Origin of the sequence: Kribbella sp. NPDC050820 (assembly GCF_040653975.1) — a bacterium.
Lineage (GTDB): Bacteria > Actinomycetota > Actinomycetes > Propionibacteriales > Kribbellaceae > Kribbella.
Map to the genome: position 1 here is coordinate 102,750 of NZ_JBFAHB010000007.1, position 15,524 is coordinate 118,273.

Below are 15,524 nucleotides of genomic sequence, written 5' to 3' on the forward strand. Positions count from 1 at the left end.
GTTGACCAGCACCCGGGCCGCCCGTCCGGCCGATCGCCGGGGCGCCGGAAGGTTCCACGGCGACGCTCCGGAGCCGCCGGAAAGCGTCCGGCCGGCACCGGGCCTTGTTCATATAAGTCATCACTGAAATACTCGGCCCGTGCACGCGTTCGACATCCTCGGCGACCCGGTCCGGCGCCGGATCCTGGAACTGCTGGCCGACGGCGAACTGCCGGCCGGCAGTATCGCCGCCACCATCGGCGACGAGTTCGGGATCAGCCAGCCGGCCGTCTCCCAGCACCTCAAGGTGCTGCGGGACAACGGCTTCGCCACCGTCACGATCGACGGCACCCGGCGGCTGTACGCCGTCGACCCCGGCCCGCTGCGCGAGATCGACGGCTGGCTGGACCGCTACCGCAAGTTCTGGATCAACCGCTTGGACGCACTGGAGACCGAGATCCACCGCGGCCGCCGCTGAAACCTTCGGGTCGGCCGGTGCATCTGGGTAGGTAAGGAGACCCAGAGGAGTGGTGGATGCGCAACATCGTGGCCCGGTTGTGGATGTCGGAGGACGGCATCGTGGACCGGCCGGAGTACTGGCTTCCGGAACCGGCTCTCGATCGGCTGGCGACCGGCGCCGAGACGGTGTTGCTCGGGCGGAACACGTTCGAGCAGTACGCCGCGTCGGTGGCGCGCTTCCATGGTGCCGCCGTACCGCTGGATCGGGTGCGCAAGCTGGTGATCGCATCCCGGCCGGTGATCGCGCGGCCGCACACCGAGGTGCTGCAGGGCGACCCGCACCGGGTGCTGCGGGCGCTGAAGCAGGTGCCTGGCGCCGACCTGCACGTGGTGGGCAGCGTCCGGCTGGTTCGGTCGCTGCTGCGCTGGCGGTTGATCGACGAGGTGTCCCTGCTCATCCAACCGGTCCAGGCCGGCTTCGGCTCGCCACTGTTCCCGGACCGTCGTGCGCTGCGACTGATCTCGATGTGCGCGGGCGACTCCGGCGTACTGGAGGCGAACTACCGCGTCGACTACGCGGCGACGGCGACTTCCTCCAGGTCTGCCTCGGCCGGCCGGTGGGGCGGGACGTGGAGCACCGACAGCGTCGCCAGCAGCGCGAGCACGGCCATCAGGACCCACGCGTAGCGGACGCCGAAGGCCTCGACCACGGCGCCGGCGACGGCTGAACCGACCGCGGAGCCGATCATGCCGCCGCTGATCATCCAGCCGAAGATCTCGGTCCGTGCCGAGGCCGGAGTCATCACCCCCAGCCGTTCGTAGATCGCTCCGACGGTCGGAGCGATCAGGCAGCCGGCCGCGAACAGCATCAGCGCCAACGCGACCACTGATGACGTAGCGAAGACACAGCCGGTGACGAGCACGGTCATAGCGAGCATCCGGCGCCAGACGTACGAGTTGCGCCGTCCGGGCAGTGCGCCACCGACCAGACCGCCGATCAGGCTGCCGAGCGCGGCGACCGTCTCGAGTACGCCGGCGATCAGCCGGTTGCCGTGCTCATCGGCGAACGCGACGATGCCCAGCGACATCGATGCGAAGCCCGTCACCAGACAGGCGAAGGCAAGGAGCAGCCCGAACCGGTGGCGGTGGAACACCAGCTGGCGAGCGGTCGGGCGGGGCTCGTCGCTCTCCTCGTGGTGCGCGCCCGGCCGCTGCTTGAGGCCGAACCACCAGATGGCTGCAGCAGCGGTCACCGCGCACGCCAGCAGACCGGCACGCGGGCTCGCGAAGCTGACGATCACCGCGCCGACCATCGGGCCGACGACGAACAGGACCTCCTGCGCGGTCGCGTCCAGCGCGTAGATCGCCCGCAGCCGCGCACCCTGGACCAGCCGCGGCCAGCTGGCCCGCAGCGCGGAGGTGACCGGCGCGACGAACATCCCGGCCAGAGCGGCTGCGATCGGCAGCGCCCGGTACCAGCTGTCCGGCAGCAGGGCCACCACGGCCATCAGGACGCCCCAGGCCATCCCGGTGCCGATCAGCACCCAGCGAGCGCCCTTGCGGTCCGCTCTGCGCGACCAGACGACGCTGGCGATCGCCGTACCGATGGAGTAGGCGCCGGCCACCACGCCGGCCCAGCCGAAGTTGCCGGCGGCATCCTTGGCCAGGTAGGCCAGCGGGACCATCGTCGCCATCACCGGCATCCGCGCGATCAGGGCCGACGCCAGCAATGCCATCACACCGTGGGTCTTCCAGAGATCGCGGTACGCCGTCAGGTCCATAGGGCGCATTCTGTCCTGACAAACCGGTTCGCCGCCTCGGGAATTCTCCCTATCCGGACAACCCGCGGGTATGCGAACATATGTTCGTGTCGAACGGTACGGCGAGCATCCTGCATGCCGACCTGGACGCGTTCTACGCGTCGGTCGAGCAGCGGGACGACCCGCGCCTGCGCGGCCGCCCGGTGATCGTGGGCGCCGGCGTCGTGCTGGCCTGCAGCTACGAGGCGAAGGCGTACGGCGTCCGGACCGCGATGAACGGTGGACAGGCGCTCCGCCGCTGCCCCGGCGCGATCGTGGTCGACCCGCGGATGTCGGCGTACTCCGAGGCCAGCAAGGCCGTCTTCCGGGTCTTCGAGAACACCACACCGCTGGTGGAAGGGCTGTCGATCGACGAGGCGTTCCTCGACGTCGGCGGGCTGCGGAAGATCTCCGGGACGCCGCTCGAGATCGCGCAGCGGCTGCGGGCGGACGTGATGTCGCAGGTCGGGCTGCCGATCACCGTCGGGGTGGCGCGGACGAAGTTCCTGGCCAAGGTGGCCAGCGGGGTCGCGAAGCCGAACGGGCTGCTGGAGGTGCAGCCGGAGCGGGAGTTGGAGTTCCTGCATCCGCTGGATGTCGAGCGGCTCTGGGGTGTGGGTGAGGTGACCGCGGAGAAGCTGCGGACTCGTGGGCTGACCAAGGTCGGCGACGTCGCGATGTTGCCCGAGGCCGCGCTGGTGGCGATGCTCGGGCGCGCGTCGGGGCGGCATCTGCATGCGCTGGCACACAACCGCGACCCACGGCCGATCGAGGTCGGCCGCCGGCGGCGGTCGATCGGCTCGCAACGGGCGCTCGGCCGGTCGCCCAAGTCGCCGGCGACGCTGGACGCCGTGCTGGCCGGGTTGATCGATCGGGTGACGCGGCGGATGCGGACGGCGGGGCGGGCCGGGCGGACGGTCACGCTGCGGCTGCGGTTCGACGACTTCAGCCGGGCGACCCGGTCGCATACGTTGCCCCAGGCAACGGATCAGACGCGGGCGATCCTGGTCACCGCGCGGGCGTTGCTGTCGGCCGCCCGGCCGCTGATCACTGCGCAGGGGATCACGATGATCGGCATCTCGGTGGGGAATCTGGAGAACGAGGCGGCCCTGCAGTTGGCCCTGCCGTTCGACAAGGCGTCGAACGACGAGCTCGACTCGGCCCTCGACTCGGTCAAGGACAAGTTCGGCACGAACGCGATCACCCGCGGGATCCTGCTCGGCCGCGACCAGGGTCTGACGGTGCCGATGCTGCCCGACTAATAGGAATTGTCGTGGAGGCGGCCGGCGTACCAGTTGAGGGCGGCTTGGAGCTCGTTGACCTGGTGGGCGCGGTGTTTGGGGGTGCGTTCGTGGGCGACGGGGTAGAGCTTCAGGCCGCCGTGGTGCCGGCGTCGTGGGGTCGGGAGGGTGGACTGGTGCGCGGCGTCCAGCCAGGCGATCAGCCAGGGGCGTTTCAGGTCGCCGACCAGGCGGAGGCGGGTCACGGCTGACCAAGGTACGGCGGCTTGCTGGTAGCCGCGTTCGAGGGAGAGTCCTTCTGGGGTCAGGCGGAGGACGACGCGGCGCCGGAGGACCAGGCGCCAGTGCCGGATCGCGAAGTACAGGCTGATCGCGGACACGGTGACGCCGATGACGGCCGAGACCGGGTCTTGCGCCGAGGACTCCTTCGGCCAGAACCCGGCAGCGAGCAACGTGGTGAGCACGGCGATGATCACCGGCCGCGTCCTACTGGTAGCAAAGGCAGCCCCACTCCGCCCCGCGGCGTGCTGGCCGGCCGCATGCTGCACGGGCGCCTGCTGCCCTCCCGCATGGTGCTCGGATGCGGGCTGCGCCCCCGCATGCTGCGCCGGCTCCGGTGAGGCGGTGGGGGCTGGGAGGAGTTTGGTGGGGGTGGGTGGGACTAGTAGTGCGGTGTTGGCTGGGGAGCCTGCGGTGTGGAGGACTTCTTGGGGGGTTGGACGGTGGGCGGGGTCTCTTGCCAGGCAACGCCGTACTAGATCCTGGAGTGGATCGGGCAGCGGTGGGATGTGCGGCTGCTCGTTGACGATCCGGTGCAGCAGCGACGCCGGGTTGCCGGTCGCGAACGGACCACGACCGGACGCCGCGAACACCAGTACGGCGCCCAGCGCAAACATGTCGCTCGCCGGCCCGATCGCCGTACCCGTGATCTGCTCCGGCGACAGGTAGCCCGGCGTACCGATCACCACGCCGGTGGCCGTCAGGCTCGCGTCCTCCAGCGCCCGCGCGATGCCGAAGTCGATCACCCGCGGCCCGTTGCCGGTAAGCACGATGTTCGACGGCTTGAGGTCGCGATGGATCAGCCCACACGCGTGGATGGCGACCAGCGCCTCGGCCAGCCCACCCGCGAGTGACCGGACCCCGCCCGGCATCAACGGACCGGACGTGTCGATCGCCTTCTGCAGCGTCGGTCCCGGCAGATACTCGGTCGCGAGCCACGGGCGCTCCGCGTCCGGGTCTGCGTCGAGGACCGCCGCCGTGAACGCGCCACTGACCCGGCGAGCAGCCTCGATCTCCCGGGCGAACCGGGCCCGGAACCCGTCGTCACCGGCGAGCTCGTCGCGGACCACCTTGACCGCGACCAGCCGGCCGCCGGGCGACCGCGCCAGGTACACCGCACCCATCGCGCCACGGCCGAGCCGGGACTCGATCGCGAACGACCCGATCGTCGCCGGATCCCCAGGGTGTGTTGTCATCGGGGAGTCAGGCTAACCCGGGTTCAGGAGCGCGGGTAGCCGATCTCGGCGATCCCTTCGGCGAGGTCCTGCAGCCGGCGCCGGCGGTTGAGCGACGTGACGACGTACTCGGTGAGCGGCATCAGCGCGTACACGTGCCGGATCGGCTCGAGGTCGAGCGCCACCTCGTAGTAGTCCTCGGCGAACGTCAGGTATGCCTCGGGCCGGCCATCCGCGAGCACCTCGAACAGCTCGTCGGCGCCGTCCTTCTCGACCCCTTCGACCGGACCACAGCGCCACTCGGTGTCGGCCGCCGTACGCCAGAACGCGACCGTCGCCCGTGGCGCCCCCATCGGCTCCCAGAAAGCCTTGTCGTCCCGCGCCCCGTGGAACACCTCCGGCACCCCGTCGACGAGCCCCGGCCAGGCCCGCATCCCGTTCACGTACGGCGACATCGGCGACTCGTGGTCGAACCCGTACCCGAACGCCCCGTCCGCCGAGAACACGATCGAGTACTCGTCCCCCGACCCGTCCCGCATCAACGCAGCCTCTTCACGGTCCGACCACCGCGCATCGAACGAGAAGTAGTTCAGGTCGTCGACGTCGTTCAGGACAAGATCCAGCACCGCCAGCGCCCGGCTGACCCGCTTCACGGTCGGCAGATCAGGCATCCGCGCCAGCAGCTCGTAAACAGACACGACCCCATCCAACCGCCCTCAGACGACCTCGTCGACCCAACGCCGCCCATACCCGATGATCGCCGCGCGGAGCTCACGCAACTTCTGACCGCGCCGCACCACCGACTGCCCGTGCCCGACCGGGAAGAGCAGGTAGGCCCCATCCCGCCGCCGCGCTGCCGGCACGCCACTCGGCTCCTGGCCGGGATCGAACCAAGCCACCACCCACGGCCGCCGGAGGTCTCCGTCGATGCGGATCTGGCCGACCGCGTGCCACGGCACACTCAGCTCGTGACCGCTTCGCTTGACGGTCAACCCCGCCGGTGTCAGCCGCATCTCAGCTGGCCGCCGGAGGACGAGCCGCCAGCTGCGCACGGCCGTGACCAGGCAGACCAAGCCCACCAGGTTCAGGAACAGCGCGACCTCGAACGTCTCCCGGTCGTACGAGAACCCGCGGGGCAGCAGCGCGTAGGCAAGCAAGGCGGTGATCACCCCGACGACGACCGGGCGTCTCCGGGTGGTGGTGAAGGATGCACCGGCATCCATTTGTTCGTGCACACAGGCCTCCTGACTGCGATGGGGTCCTCAACGTAGTTGTTGAGGACCCCATCGCGGGCCGGTCAGGCGCTTGCCTGTGGATAACTCGTCAGCGGCGTTGGACAGCCTCTTCGGCGACCTCGACGAGCTCACGGTCGGTGGCCTCGGTCTCGGCGTCGTGGGCCGGCTCGAGGCGGTCGTGCGCGATCAGCGACTGGATGGCCCGCAGTACGGCGCTCGCCGCCGCTCCCCACGTGGACACGTAGGAGAACTGCCACCACCACAGCGCCTCGATGATCCGGCCGTCCTCGTAGTGCGCGAGGCCGTGCACGAGGTCGGTGGCGATCGCGGTGAGGTCGTCGGACAGCCGGTTCACGGTGATCTCGGGCGGCGCGGCGTACGGGTCGAAGACCTCGGCGTACTCGTCCAGGCCCTCGAACAGCACCGCCAGCCGGTCCCGCATCGCGTCCAGGTCCGGGTCCGGGCCGGCGTCGCTCTCGAAGCGCTCCTCCGGCACGAAGTCCTCGAACGCGCCGAGCCGGCCGCCGGCCAGCAGCAGCTGGCTCACCTCGAGCAGCAGGTACGGCAGCGAGGCGAGCCCCTCGTCGACACCGTCCTCGTCCGGCTGCGCCGCGATGTCGCGGACCGAGATCAGGAAGCTTCGCACCTGGTCGGCGATCTGCTCGGCGAACTCGGTCAGGTCCTCGTTGTCGGTGCCCAACGCGCGTTCCGCAATATCTGTTGGTTCAGTCATCGATCGATCGTCGCCCTTCAAACGCCCGTCCGAGGGTGACCTCGTCGGCGTACTCGAGATCACCGCCTACTGGAAGTCCACTAGCCAAACGGGTGACGCGCAACCCCATGGGCCGGAGCAACCGGCTCAGGTAGGTGGCGGTCGCCTCACCCTCGAGGTTCGGGTCGGTGGCCAAGATGATCTCGGTCACCTCGCCACTGGCCAGCCGCTGCATCAGCTCCTTGATCCGGAGCTCGTCCGGCCCGATCCCCTCGATCGGCGAGATCGCCCCGCCGAGCACGTGGTAGCGGCCGCGGAACTCGCGGGTCCGCTCGATCGCGACCACGTCCTTGGCCTCCTCGACCACGCAGATCAGGGCCAGGTCGCGGCGCGGGTCACGGCAGATCCGGCACTGCACGTCCTCCGCGACATTGCCGCAGATCTCGCAGAACTTGACCTTCTCCTTCACCTGCACGAGCACGTGCGCCAGCCGTCGTACGTCGGTCTCGTCGGCGGCCAGCAGGTGGAACGCGATGCGCTGTGCGGACTTCGGACCGACGCCGGGCAACCGGCCGAGCTCGTCGATGAGGTCCTGTACGGCCCCCTCGTACACGTCAGCCCGAGTCCCGACCGGAAAGCCCGGCCCCGCCACCCGGGTTCGCGAACCCGATCCCACCAGAGCCCTCGGCACCGGAGCCTTCCCCGGCGCCGGCGGTGAAGCCGCTCGTGCTACTCCCGCTCGCGCTCGGCCCGCCGGTGCTGGAGGTGCCCGGACCGGGGGTGTCATCGTCCGGGGCGTCGTCGGCGCTCGTGGTGTTTCCGCTCGTGATGCCCGGGGCAGAGCCCGGCAGTGTGAAGCCGGCCGGCGCCGAGGATCCACCGCCGAAGCCGGGCCCCTCGGACCCGAATCCGGGAATCCCGCCGGCCAGCGGGCCCATCGCCTGCGCGGCGGCCTGCTTCGCGTTCTCCGAGGCGTCCCGCACGGCGGCGACGACCAGGTCGGCCAGTGTCTCGGTGTCGTCGGGGTCGACGGCCTCCGGCTTGATGTTCAGGCTGAGCAGCTCGCCGGTCCCGGACACCAGCGCGGTCACCAGCCCGCCACCGGCCGAGCCCTCGATCTCCTGGCTCTCCAGGTTGGCCTGGGCTTCCATCAGCTGGTTCTGCATCGCCTGCGCCTGCGCGAGCAGGTCGGACATGTCGAAGCCGCCAGCACCGCCACCGTCGAACACCGCGATCTCCTCGTCGAGCCGCTACCTGTTACCGAGCCTCAACCCTATCCGGTCCCCCGGACAACCCCACCCACCCGCCAGAAACCGACCAGTCTCCCCAGCTTGTCCACACTCCTGTGAACAAAGTTATCCACAACCCTGTGGATCCTGTGGAAGCCCCTCCCCGCCGTCCGGCGCCGCGTGTGGGTGGAGTTGTGGACTAGGGCTGTTCCCAGCCGGACGGGGCGATGTAGTCCGTGTACCAGGTGGTCAGTTCCACGAGCGGCCGCAGCGACTTGCGGATCTGCTTGACGTCGGTCGTGTCGAGAGGCTTCTCGGCGTAGACGGCGCGGCGGCGGAGCAGGTCGGCGCGGGGGTGATCCGGTGCGAACTGGGCCGGCACACGGCGGCCGATCGGACCGATGACGTCGTACCCATTGCGGTCGAGCCGCTTGACGACCGCGTCGAGCTCGCTGCCGGTGGGCTCCGCGTCGACCATCTGCCGGAACAGCGTCACCTGATCACCGGCCGGGCTCGCCGAGCCCCCGCCGAGCGTGAACCCGTCCAGGTCGAACGTGAACGTGATTCGGATCCGCCGCGCGATCCACCACGTCGCGCGCGACTGCTGCCATCCCGCCGCGTGGTCGGACAGCCCGCTCAGCCAGAACGTGCCGAACTCGCCCGTCCCGTTGAGCTCGTCGCAGAGCTGCTGCAACGGCCCGCGGACATGACGCTCCAGGTCGTCCCGATGCGTCTCCAACTGCGCCGGCCCCGGATCCCCTTCGAGATCGACCAGTACGTCGAACGCCGCGTCCGTCCACCCTTGAAACGCCATACCCCGCAATCTCCCACTGCCCACCGACAGTCCATCGCTACTTCCGGTGGACTGTCGGCGCTCAGGGCTGCTGCCAGCTGGGTTGGTCGGCGCGCTCGCGGATGGTGACGTTGATGCGGTTGAAGAGGTTGAGCGTGCCGATCATCAGGAGAATCGCGGACAGCTGCCGCTCGTCGTAGTGCTCCGCGGCGGCGGCCCACACAGCATCCGGGACCCCCTCGTCCGAGCGGTCCGCCAAGCGCGTCACCACCTCGGTCAGCTCCAGCGCCGCTCGCTCGGCCGGGGTGAAGTACGGCGCGTGCCGCCAGGCCGCAACCACGGCCAGGCGCTCGTCCGTCTCACCCGCCTTCTTCGCCTCATGGACGTGCCCGAGCGCGCACGCGCTGCAGCCGTTGATCTGGCTGGCGCGCAGTCCGATCAGCTCCAGCGTCGTCCGCCTCCGGAATTGGTGGCCTTGAGCAAGTACTGGATGCCTCTCATCCCGTCCGGCAGCACGAATGCGGGGTTCTTCATCCGCAGGTCCATCGTCGTTTCCTCCAGCAGAACAAGGCGCCGCTGTCACATCGGCGCGGTTTCACGGGTCAGTGCAATGACCCCACCCGACGAAGGAACGTGACCGATGACCCAAGGCGAGTTTCCGGAACCGCTGCCCGACGACCAGTTGCTGATGCTTCGATTCGAGGACCACCGTGAGCATCTGCGTGCGGTCGCGCACCGGATCCTCGGCTCGGCGAGTGAGGCGGACGACGCCGTCCAGGAGACCTGGCTGCGGCTTCATCGCACGGACGCGTCCACGGTGGAGAACCTCGGCGGCTGGCTCACGACGGTGGTCGGGCGCATCTGCCTCAACATGCTGCGCGATCGGGGCAGGCTGCGTGAGGAACCGCTGCCGTCTCAGCCTGTTGGGCTTGCGGCTGAGGTGGATCCGGAAGCCGAGGCGGTGCTCGCGGATTCGGTTGGCGTTGCGTTGGTCGCCGTACTGGAGACTCTTGCGCCTGCTGAGCGGCTGGCGTTCGTTCTGCACGATCTGTTCGAGGTGCCGTTCGACGACATCGCGCCTATTGTCGGCCGCACTCCGGCGGCGACCCGTCAGCTGGCCAGCCGGGCTCGACGTCGCATCCGAGGTGCGCCGCCGGCGCCTGCGGCGGCCGATCGGGCCGTCGTCGATGCGTTCCTGGCTGCGGCTCGGGGCGGCGATCTCGAGACGTTGGTCCGGCTGCTGGATCCGGACGTGGTGGTCCACACGTACGGCGCGCTGCGGCCGGCCAGCGTCCTCCAGGGCCCGCAGGCGGTAGCCGATGGCGCCGCAACCTTCGCCCAACTGGCCGAAATCACTCGACCGGCGCTCCTCAACGGCGCCCTCGGCGCGGTAGCCCTCACCCGGGGCGCACCAACATCGGCCGTACTCTTCACGATCGCCGCCGGCCACGTCGCAGCCCTCGACATCCTCACCGACCACACCCTCCTGACCGGCGTGTCAATCACCTACCTCGACGAGACCTAGCCGAGCCGTACCCGCGACCGGTCGTGGACCCCGCCGTCAGACGCGCCTCTGCGGCCTCCCAGCTCTCGACCACGACCTCACCGATGGTTGCTGCGCTCCAGGGTCATGGTCTGCGCACCGACGGCGTCGCCCAGCAGATCGGTACGACGACCACACACCCCAACAGGACCTAGTCGTTCGGCTCCTCGGCCACGATCAGCGCACCGCGGGCCTCGCTGAGCAGGTCGGCGTGGCGATCACGTACCTCGACGGGGCCTAGTTGTTGGGTTCCTCGGTGATGATTTGGGCGCCGAGGGTGTCGCGGAGGAGGTCGGTGTGGGAGCGGGAGTCGTCTTCCAGCACCACGTCGTCCTCGCCGATCGCGTCCGCCTCCTCCTCAGGCGTCAACGGGACCTCCGGAGCAACCGACGCGGCAGCCGCCCGCCGAGCCTGCTCAGCAGCCACCGCCGCCTCCGCCGCCCGCCGCTTACTCCCCGCCGTCTCCCGCGCAGCCGCGCTGTCCGGCGTGGCTGACGTTGCTGGTACGGCCGGTCGACCTGCGTCTGAGGTTGGCCGCCGGACCGGGCCGTCCTCCCACGGGTCAGGCTCCGGCGGTACGTCGTACTCGTCCGGCGGCTCCTGTACTGCGATGGCCGCACCCGCCCCGTCAGACCACTGACCCGCCCGTGCCGACCCAGATCCGCCCGCCCCCGGACCACCGCCGGCCCGGTCAGGCCCCGAAGCCGAAACACCGCCGGCACCTCGTGCCGACGTACCGCCCGACTGGTCTGCGGACAGCCCCTGCGCGGCGCCGCCACCTGGTCCGCTCGCCGCCGGACCGTGCCCACCCGAGCCGGCCGCTTGGGTGCCCGCAGGTCCACCCGCCGCCGGCCCACCGGCCGAAGTCACGTTCGCTCCAGCACCAGCCGCGGGGCCTCCCGCTGCCGCAACACCAGCCCCGGCGCCGCTCGCCTCTGGCCCGCCCCAACCGGCACCGCTCGTCCCTGGCCCGGTCGAACTGGCATCACCCGGCCCTACTCCACCCCGTCCTGTTGGACCGCCGCCGAGGGCGTTAGCCGCGCCACCTGCTCCGGGACCCGCTAGGCCCGTCCCGCTGGCACCTTGCCCGCCGGATCCGCCGTCACCCCAGCCGCCCGCCGTGCCGGCAGCGCCGCCGCCTGTGCCGCCCGCATGGCCGCCGGGTGCTCCGACGCCCGGACCGCCGCCGTGAGGTCCACCGCCCGCGGTACCGCCGTCGGCCGCACCGCCTCCGGGACCGGCGCCGTGGGGACCAACGCCCGGACCGCCAGCTTCCGAACCACCGCCGGGGCCGTGCAGGCCGGCGCTTGGGCCGCCAGCCTGCGCACCACCGCCGGGGCCGCCCTGTGGACCGCCGCTCGGGGCACCGCCTTGCGCTCCGCCGCCGGGGACGCCGTGCGGGCTGCCGCCGGGAGCGCCCTGTGGGGCGCCGCCTTGGGGGCCGGTGGGGCGGGGGGCGGCTTGGCCGCCGGTGGGGCCTGGGTCGGTGGAGGGGTCTACTACGGCTTCTACGCGGCGGTTGAGGCCGATGGTGTCGATCATGGCCTGGCGGAGGATCTCGTCGCTGCCGGAGCGGGCGAAGCTGTCGCGGGCGCCGGAGTTCACCAGGCCTAGGGTCAGGGTCTGGTCGTCGATGGCGACGACCTGTGCGTTCTGGCTGAGCATGATCCAGGCGAAGCGGCGCTTGCTCTTCACCGCCTCGAGGACCTCAGGCCACAAGCGCCGGATGTCCGCCAATCCCACAGCCCCCGCAGACGGAGCCGCCGCCGCACCGCCCGCCGGCACCCCGCCGCCAGCCCCAGCCGAACCGGTGCCACCTACCGGAGCAGCCGCACTGCCCGCAGCTGGGGCGGACGAAGCGCCCGGAGCGGGTGACGTGCTCGGAGGGGGCGACGCGGGGGCGGGTTGCGATGAAGGTGCGGGTGCAGAGGGTGCGTCTGACCAGGAGCCTGTTCGTGCCGAGGCGGCATCTGCTGGTCGCGCGGCATCTGCGACGCCGCGGTCGCCGCTCGGACCCGCCGTACCACTCCCGCTGGCCGCAGCGTTGCCTTGAGCCCCAGCGGTTGCCGCCACGCCTTCGGCGCTCGGCGCCTCAGCAGCGCCGCCGGCCGCGGCTCGGGCTGCGGCTCGGCTCGTGGCGGCATCTGGGCCTGGGGCCGGGGCGTATTCGGCTGGTTGGGTGCCGGCGGGGGCTCCGATGGTGAGGCGGCGTTCCATGCGGTCGAGTCGGGCCTGGATGCCGTTGGTGGAGTCGTCGGCGCCCGGCAGCAGCACCTTGGCGCAGATGAGCTCCAGCTGCAGCCGAGGCGCCGTCGCCCCGCGCATCTCCAGCAGACCGGCCGCGACGATGTCCGCCGCACGCGTCAGCTCTGCCGCCCCGATCCCGGCGGCCTGCGTCTGCAGTCGCTCGCCCTGGTCCTCAGCAGCCTCGATCAGACCCGACAGGATGGCATTCGGTACGGCGGACAGCACCACAAGATCACGCAGCCGCCGCAAGAGGTCCTCGGCGAACCGCTTCGGGTCCTGGCCGGTCTCGATGACCTTCTCGATCGTCTCGAACACGGCTTTGCTGTCGTGCGCCGCGAATCCGTCCACGCACGCGTCGAGCAGTGAGTCCGGCGTGAACCCGAGCAGCGCGACGGCCAGCTCGTACGTGACGCCGTCCGGTCCCGCGCCACCGATCAGCTGGTCGAGCACACTCAGCGAGTCCCGGACCGACCCGGCGCCGGCCCGCACGACCAGCGGCAGCGCGGCCGGCTCGATCGCGACGCCCTCGGACTCGCACAGCGAGGCCATGTAGTCGCCGAGCACCTTCGGCGGGACCAGTCGGAACGGGTAGTGGTGGGTCCGGGACCGGATCGTCCCGATCACCTTGTCCGGCTCGGTCGTGGCGAAGATGAACTTCAGGTGCGGCGGCGGCTCCTCGACCAGCTTCAGCAGGGCGTTGAAGCCCTGCGTGGTCACCATATGCGCCTCGTCGATGATGTAGATCTTGTAGCGGCTCTCCACCGGCGCGAAGAACGCCCGCTCACGCAGGTCCCGCGCGTCGTCGACACCACCGTGCGAGGCCGCATCGATCTCGATCACGTCGATGCTGCCGGGGCCGCCGCGGGCCAGGTCGGTGCACGACTTGCACACCCCGCAGGGCTCGGCGATCGGGCCCTTCTCGCAGTTGATCGCGCGGGCCAGGATCCGGGCGCTGGTGGTCTTGCCACACCCGCGCGGGCCGGAGAACAGGTAGGCGTGGTTGACCCGGTTGTTGCTCAACGCGTTCCGCAGCGGGGCGGTGACATGGTCCTGCCCGATCACCTCGGCGAACGTCTCCGGGCGATACCGGCGGTACAACGCAAGGGGTGCTTCCACGCCCGCAACCCTAGCGCCGCTCGCCGACAAATCCTCCCCGCGCCCGGTCAGGTACAACTTTGCCCCCGGCCCAGGAGTCGTACCCGTACGACGAAACATCCAGGGGACCATGACAGGACAAGGTTTCGACATACGGCGTCGCACGCGCCGTCGCGCGATCATCAGCGCCGCCGCTGCCGCCACGCTGCTTGCGGGCACAGCCGTCTCGAGCTCGGCAAGTACGACGGACGCCCGCCGACCCTCTGCCGCCACAGCGGCCGCATGCCAAATTGATGCCGGCTCAGTAACCGCTGGAGGCAACCACAGGTCACCGACCGGCCGTACGTCCTGGACCGGATCGGCGGGGGCTGGGACCCGTTCGTGGCGCTCAGCAGTTCACAGCGGGTCGCATCGGACCCCGCCGGCGCCACCGAGCGACTGTACGCGCTGCGCGAAGATGGCACGCTGTACCGCTGGACGATCGAGAACCGTCCCACTCAAGGCGCGGTCTACCAGGCGGCGTCGTACCCGGGCTTCGGCGCTGTGAAGGCGATGGCACTGCTCAGCCGGACTAGCACCTACGACACGCTGCTGATGACGACCCGTGGCGGGGCGCTCTACACCGTGCGGATCCCGTTGACGTCGCCGATGCGCCCGGTGGTGAAGGTGGTCCGCAGCTCCACGTGGCAAGGCTTCGAGTCGCTGATCGGCAGCCGCTGCGGTCAGTCTGGGACGCTGCTGCTCGGCATCGACAAGGGCACCGGCGCGGGTTACCTGTACTCCGTCGGCCACGCCGCCGGGACCGCAACCGTCATCCGCGACTCGGCAAGGTGCCCGGCACGTTCGGCGATCCGGTCGACTTCCGGTGGGCCGATTACCACGGGCTGCCGTTGTACGGCGAGTAAGTACGCTGGCGCGGGTGACGATCGGAGACGACAGGCAGCAGCAGGTCATCGAGCGCGCCCGCGCCGTACTCCCCGCCGACGAACGTATTCTCGCCGTCTACCTGATCGGCAGCTACGGCACCGGCCAGGCAGACAGGTTCAGCGACGTCGACGTCCACCTGGTCGTTGCCGACGACACCATGGACTGGTTCGCGGAGCACTGGGCCGACGTACTGCGGTCCATCACCGGACCGACCGTTCTCGTCGACCAGATCCCGGGGCTGGTGGGCGCCGGTCTCGCGATCACGCCCGACTGGTTGCACGTCGACCTCGTCATCCATCCGCTGGCTGCTTTCGATCGCTTCCAGTACGACGGAGTCCGGGTGCTGTTCGACCGGGACGGCACGCTGTTCCCCGATGGCGACCAGCCGGCGACAGGCGGTCGCCCTGGTACGCCGTACTGGCCTGAGCAGACCGTGAGCCTGTTCTTCTACTTCCTCGGCAACCTCGTGACTGTGCTCGGGCGTGACGAGCGCATCGTGGCCAACCAGGGCGTCGGTGTGCTCCGCGACCAACTCATCGCGCTGATGCTGGCTGAGCGCGGAGTACGCCGTACCAGTGGAGCGAAACGCCTCAACGCGCTGCTGTCCGACGAGCAGCGCGCTGTTCTCGAAGCGATCCCGGCCGCTGGCACCGATCGGGCCGACATCCTCGACGCCAATCGGTACATCGTGCGCGACTTCATCCGCCGCGGGTGCGCGCTGGCCGAGCAGACCGGCGAGCGCTGGCCGGCGGAGCTCGTCCAGGCAACGCTCGACCATCTGCAGCGGCACTTCGGCGCGGACTTCGCCTGA

Annotated in this window: 15 protein-coding genes; 5 read left to right on the forward strand and 10 right to left on the reverse strand. The window is 70.4% G+C overall.

The window, feature by feature from the left end; translation table 11 throughout:
* Positions 1-139: 139 nt before the first annotated feature.
* Together AB0H36_RS09175 and AB0H36_RS09180 are read left to right on the forward strand one after the other, a co-directional pair.
* Positions 140-457: a metalloregulator ArsR/SmtB family transcription factor gene (locus AB0H36_RS09175; protein WP_360519101.1), complete on the forward strand. Its 318-nt coding sequence runs from the start codon at positions 140-142 to the stop codon at positions 455-457.
* A 56-nt stretch (positions 458-513) separates the two neighbouring features.
* The gene (locus tag AB0H36_RS09180) at positions 514-1,125 is read left to right on the forward strand and encodes a dihydrofolate reductase family protein (RefSeq protein WP_360519104.1); all 612 of its coding nucleotides are present in this window, start codon (positions 514-516) and stop codon (positions 1,123-1,125) included.
* Here AB0H36_RS09180 and AB0H36_RS09185 read toward each other — a convergent pair.
* On the reverse strand, positions 1,011-2,219 hold the full coding sequence (locus AB0H36_RS09185) for an MFS transporter (RefSeq protein ID WP_360519107.1): 1,209 nt from the start codon (positions 2,217-2,219) through the stop codon (positions 1,011-1,013). The genes AB0H36_RS09180 and AB0H36_RS09185 overlap by 115 nt on opposite strands.
* A gap of 80 nt (positions 2,220-2,299) precedes the next feature.
* Between AB0H36_RS09185 and dinB the strand changes: the two genes are divergently transcribed.
* Entirely contained in the window at positions 2,300-3,499 is a 1,200-nt protein-coding gene (dinB, locus tag AB0H36_RS09190) for a DNA polymerase IV (RefSeq protein ID WP_360519110.1), read from the forward strand.
* Here the strand turns inward: dinB and AB0H36_RS09195 are convergent.
* The 8 genes from AB0H36_RS09195 to AB0H36_RS09230 form a co-directional block, all read right to left on the reverse strand.
* A complete protein-coding gene (locus tag AB0H36_RS09195; RefSeq protein WP_360519113.1) occupies positions 3,496-4,953 on the reverse strand; it encodes a serine/threonine-protein kinase in 1,458 nt (485 codons plus the stop codon). The two genes, dinB and AB0H36_RS09195, sit on opposite strands and share 4 nt — an antisense overlap.
* 23 nt (positions 4,954-4,976) lie before the next feature.
* Complete coding sequence (locus AB0H36_RS09200) at positions 4,977-5,630, reverse strand: hypothetical protein (protein WP_360519116.1); 654 nt, start codon at positions 5,628-5,630, stop codon at positions 4,977-4,979.
* Positions 5,631-5,648: 18 nt separating this feature from the next.
* The gene (locus AB0H36_RS09205) at positions 5,649-6,167 is read right to left on the reverse strand and encodes a hypothetical protein (protein ID WP_360519119.1); all 519 of its coding nucleotides are present in this window, start codon (positions 6,165-6,167) and stop codon (positions 5,649-5,651) included.
* 88 nt (positions 6,168-6,255) lie between these two features.
* On the reverse strand, positions 6,256-6,900 hold the full coding sequence (locus tag AB0H36_RS09210) for a DUF5063 domain-containing protein (RefSeq protein ID WP_360519122.1): 645 nt from the start codon (positions 6,898-6,900) through the stop codon (positions 6,256-6,258).
* Complete coding sequence (recR, locus tag AB0H36_RS09215; RefSeq protein ID WP_360519125.1) at positions 6,893-7,492, reverse strand: recombination mediator RecR; 600 nt, start codon at positions 7,490-7,492, stop codon at positions 6,893-6,895. The genes AB0H36_RS09210 and recR overlap by 8 nt, the downstream gene beginning before the upstream one ends.
* A gap of 1 nt (position 7,493) precedes the next feature.
* Positions 7,494-8,108, reverse strand: coding sequence for a YbaB/EbfC family nucleoid-associated protein (locus AB0H36_RS09220; protein WP_360519128.1), 615 nt, complete (start codon positions 8,106-8,108; stop codon positions 7,494-7,496).
* Positions 8,109-8,307: 199 nt separating this feature from the next.
* Positions 8,308-8,922 (reverse strand): DUF2461 family protein, encoded by a 615-nt coding sequence (locus AB0H36_RS09225; protein ID WP_360519131.1) that lies wholly within the window; start codon positions 8,920-8,922, stop codon positions 8,308-8,310.
* Positions 8,923-8,983: 61 nt separating this feature from the next.
* The gene (locus tag AB0H36_RS09230; RefSeq protein ID WP_360519418.1) at positions 8,984-9,349 is read right to left on the reverse strand and encodes a carboxymuconolactone decarboxylase family protein; all 366 of its coding nucleotides are present in this window, start codon (positions 9,347-9,349) and stop codon (positions 8,984-8,986) included.
* A gap of 192 nt (positions 9,350-9,541) precedes the next feature.
* Between AB0H36_RS09230 and AB0H36_RS09235 the strand changes: the two genes are divergently transcribed.
* Positions 9,542-10,426, forward strand: a complete 885-nt coding sequence (locus AB0H36_RS09235; RefSeq protein ID WP_360519134.1) for a sigma-70 family RNA polymerase sigma factor — start codon at positions 9,542-9,544, stop codon at positions 10,424-10,426.
* A 255-nt stretch (positions 10,427-10,681) separates the two neighbouring features.
* Here AB0H36_RS09235 and AB0H36_RS09240 read toward each other — a convergent pair whose 3' ends face one another.
* Complete coding sequence (locus AB0H36_RS09240; protein WP_360519137.1) at positions 10,682-13,807, reverse strand: DNA polymerase III subunit gamma and tau; 3,126 nt, start codon at positions 13,805-13,807, stop codon at positions 10,682-10,684.
* Between the two features lie 898 nt (positions 13,808-14,705).
* On the opposite strand from AB0H36_RS09240, the gene AB0H36_RS09245 reads away from it, so the two are divergent.
* A complete protein-coding gene (locus tag AB0H36_RS09245; protein WP_360519140.1) occupies positions 14,706-15,524 on the forward strand; it encodes an aminoglycoside 6-adenylyltransferase in 819 nt (272 codons plus the stop codon).

Excerpts from the sequence above, each read along its gene's own strand:
- AB0H36_RS09225 (WP_360519131.1), bottom strand. The coding sequence starts at position 8,922 with ATGGCGTTTCAAGGGTGGACGGACGCGGCGTTCGACGTACTGGTCGAT.
- AB0H36_RS09180 (WP_360519104.1), top strand. The coding sequence starts at position 514 with ATGCGCAACATCGTGGCCCGGTTGTGGATGTCGGAGGACGGCATCGTG.
- AB0H36_RS09195 (WP_360519113.1), bottom strand. The coding sequence starts at position 4,953 with ATGACAACACACCCTGGGGATCCGGCGACGATCGGGTCGTTCGCGATC.
- AB0H36_RS09235 (WP_360519134.1), top strand. The coding sequence starts at position 9,542 with ATGACCCAAGGCGAGTTTCCGGAACCGCTGCCCGACGACCAGTTGCTG.
- AB0H36_RS09185 (WP_360519107.1), bottom strand. The coding sequence starts at position 2,219 with ATGGACCTGACGGCGTACCGCGATCTCTGGAAGACCCACGGTGTGATG.
- AB0H36_RS09210 (WP_360519122.1), bottom strand. The coding sequence starts at position 6,900 with ATGACTGAACCAACAGATATTGCGGAACGCGCGTTGGGCACCGACAAC.
- dinB (WP_360519110.1), top strand. The coding sequence starts at position 2,300 with ATGTTCGTGTCGAACGGTACGGCGAGCATCCTGCATGCCGACCTGGAC.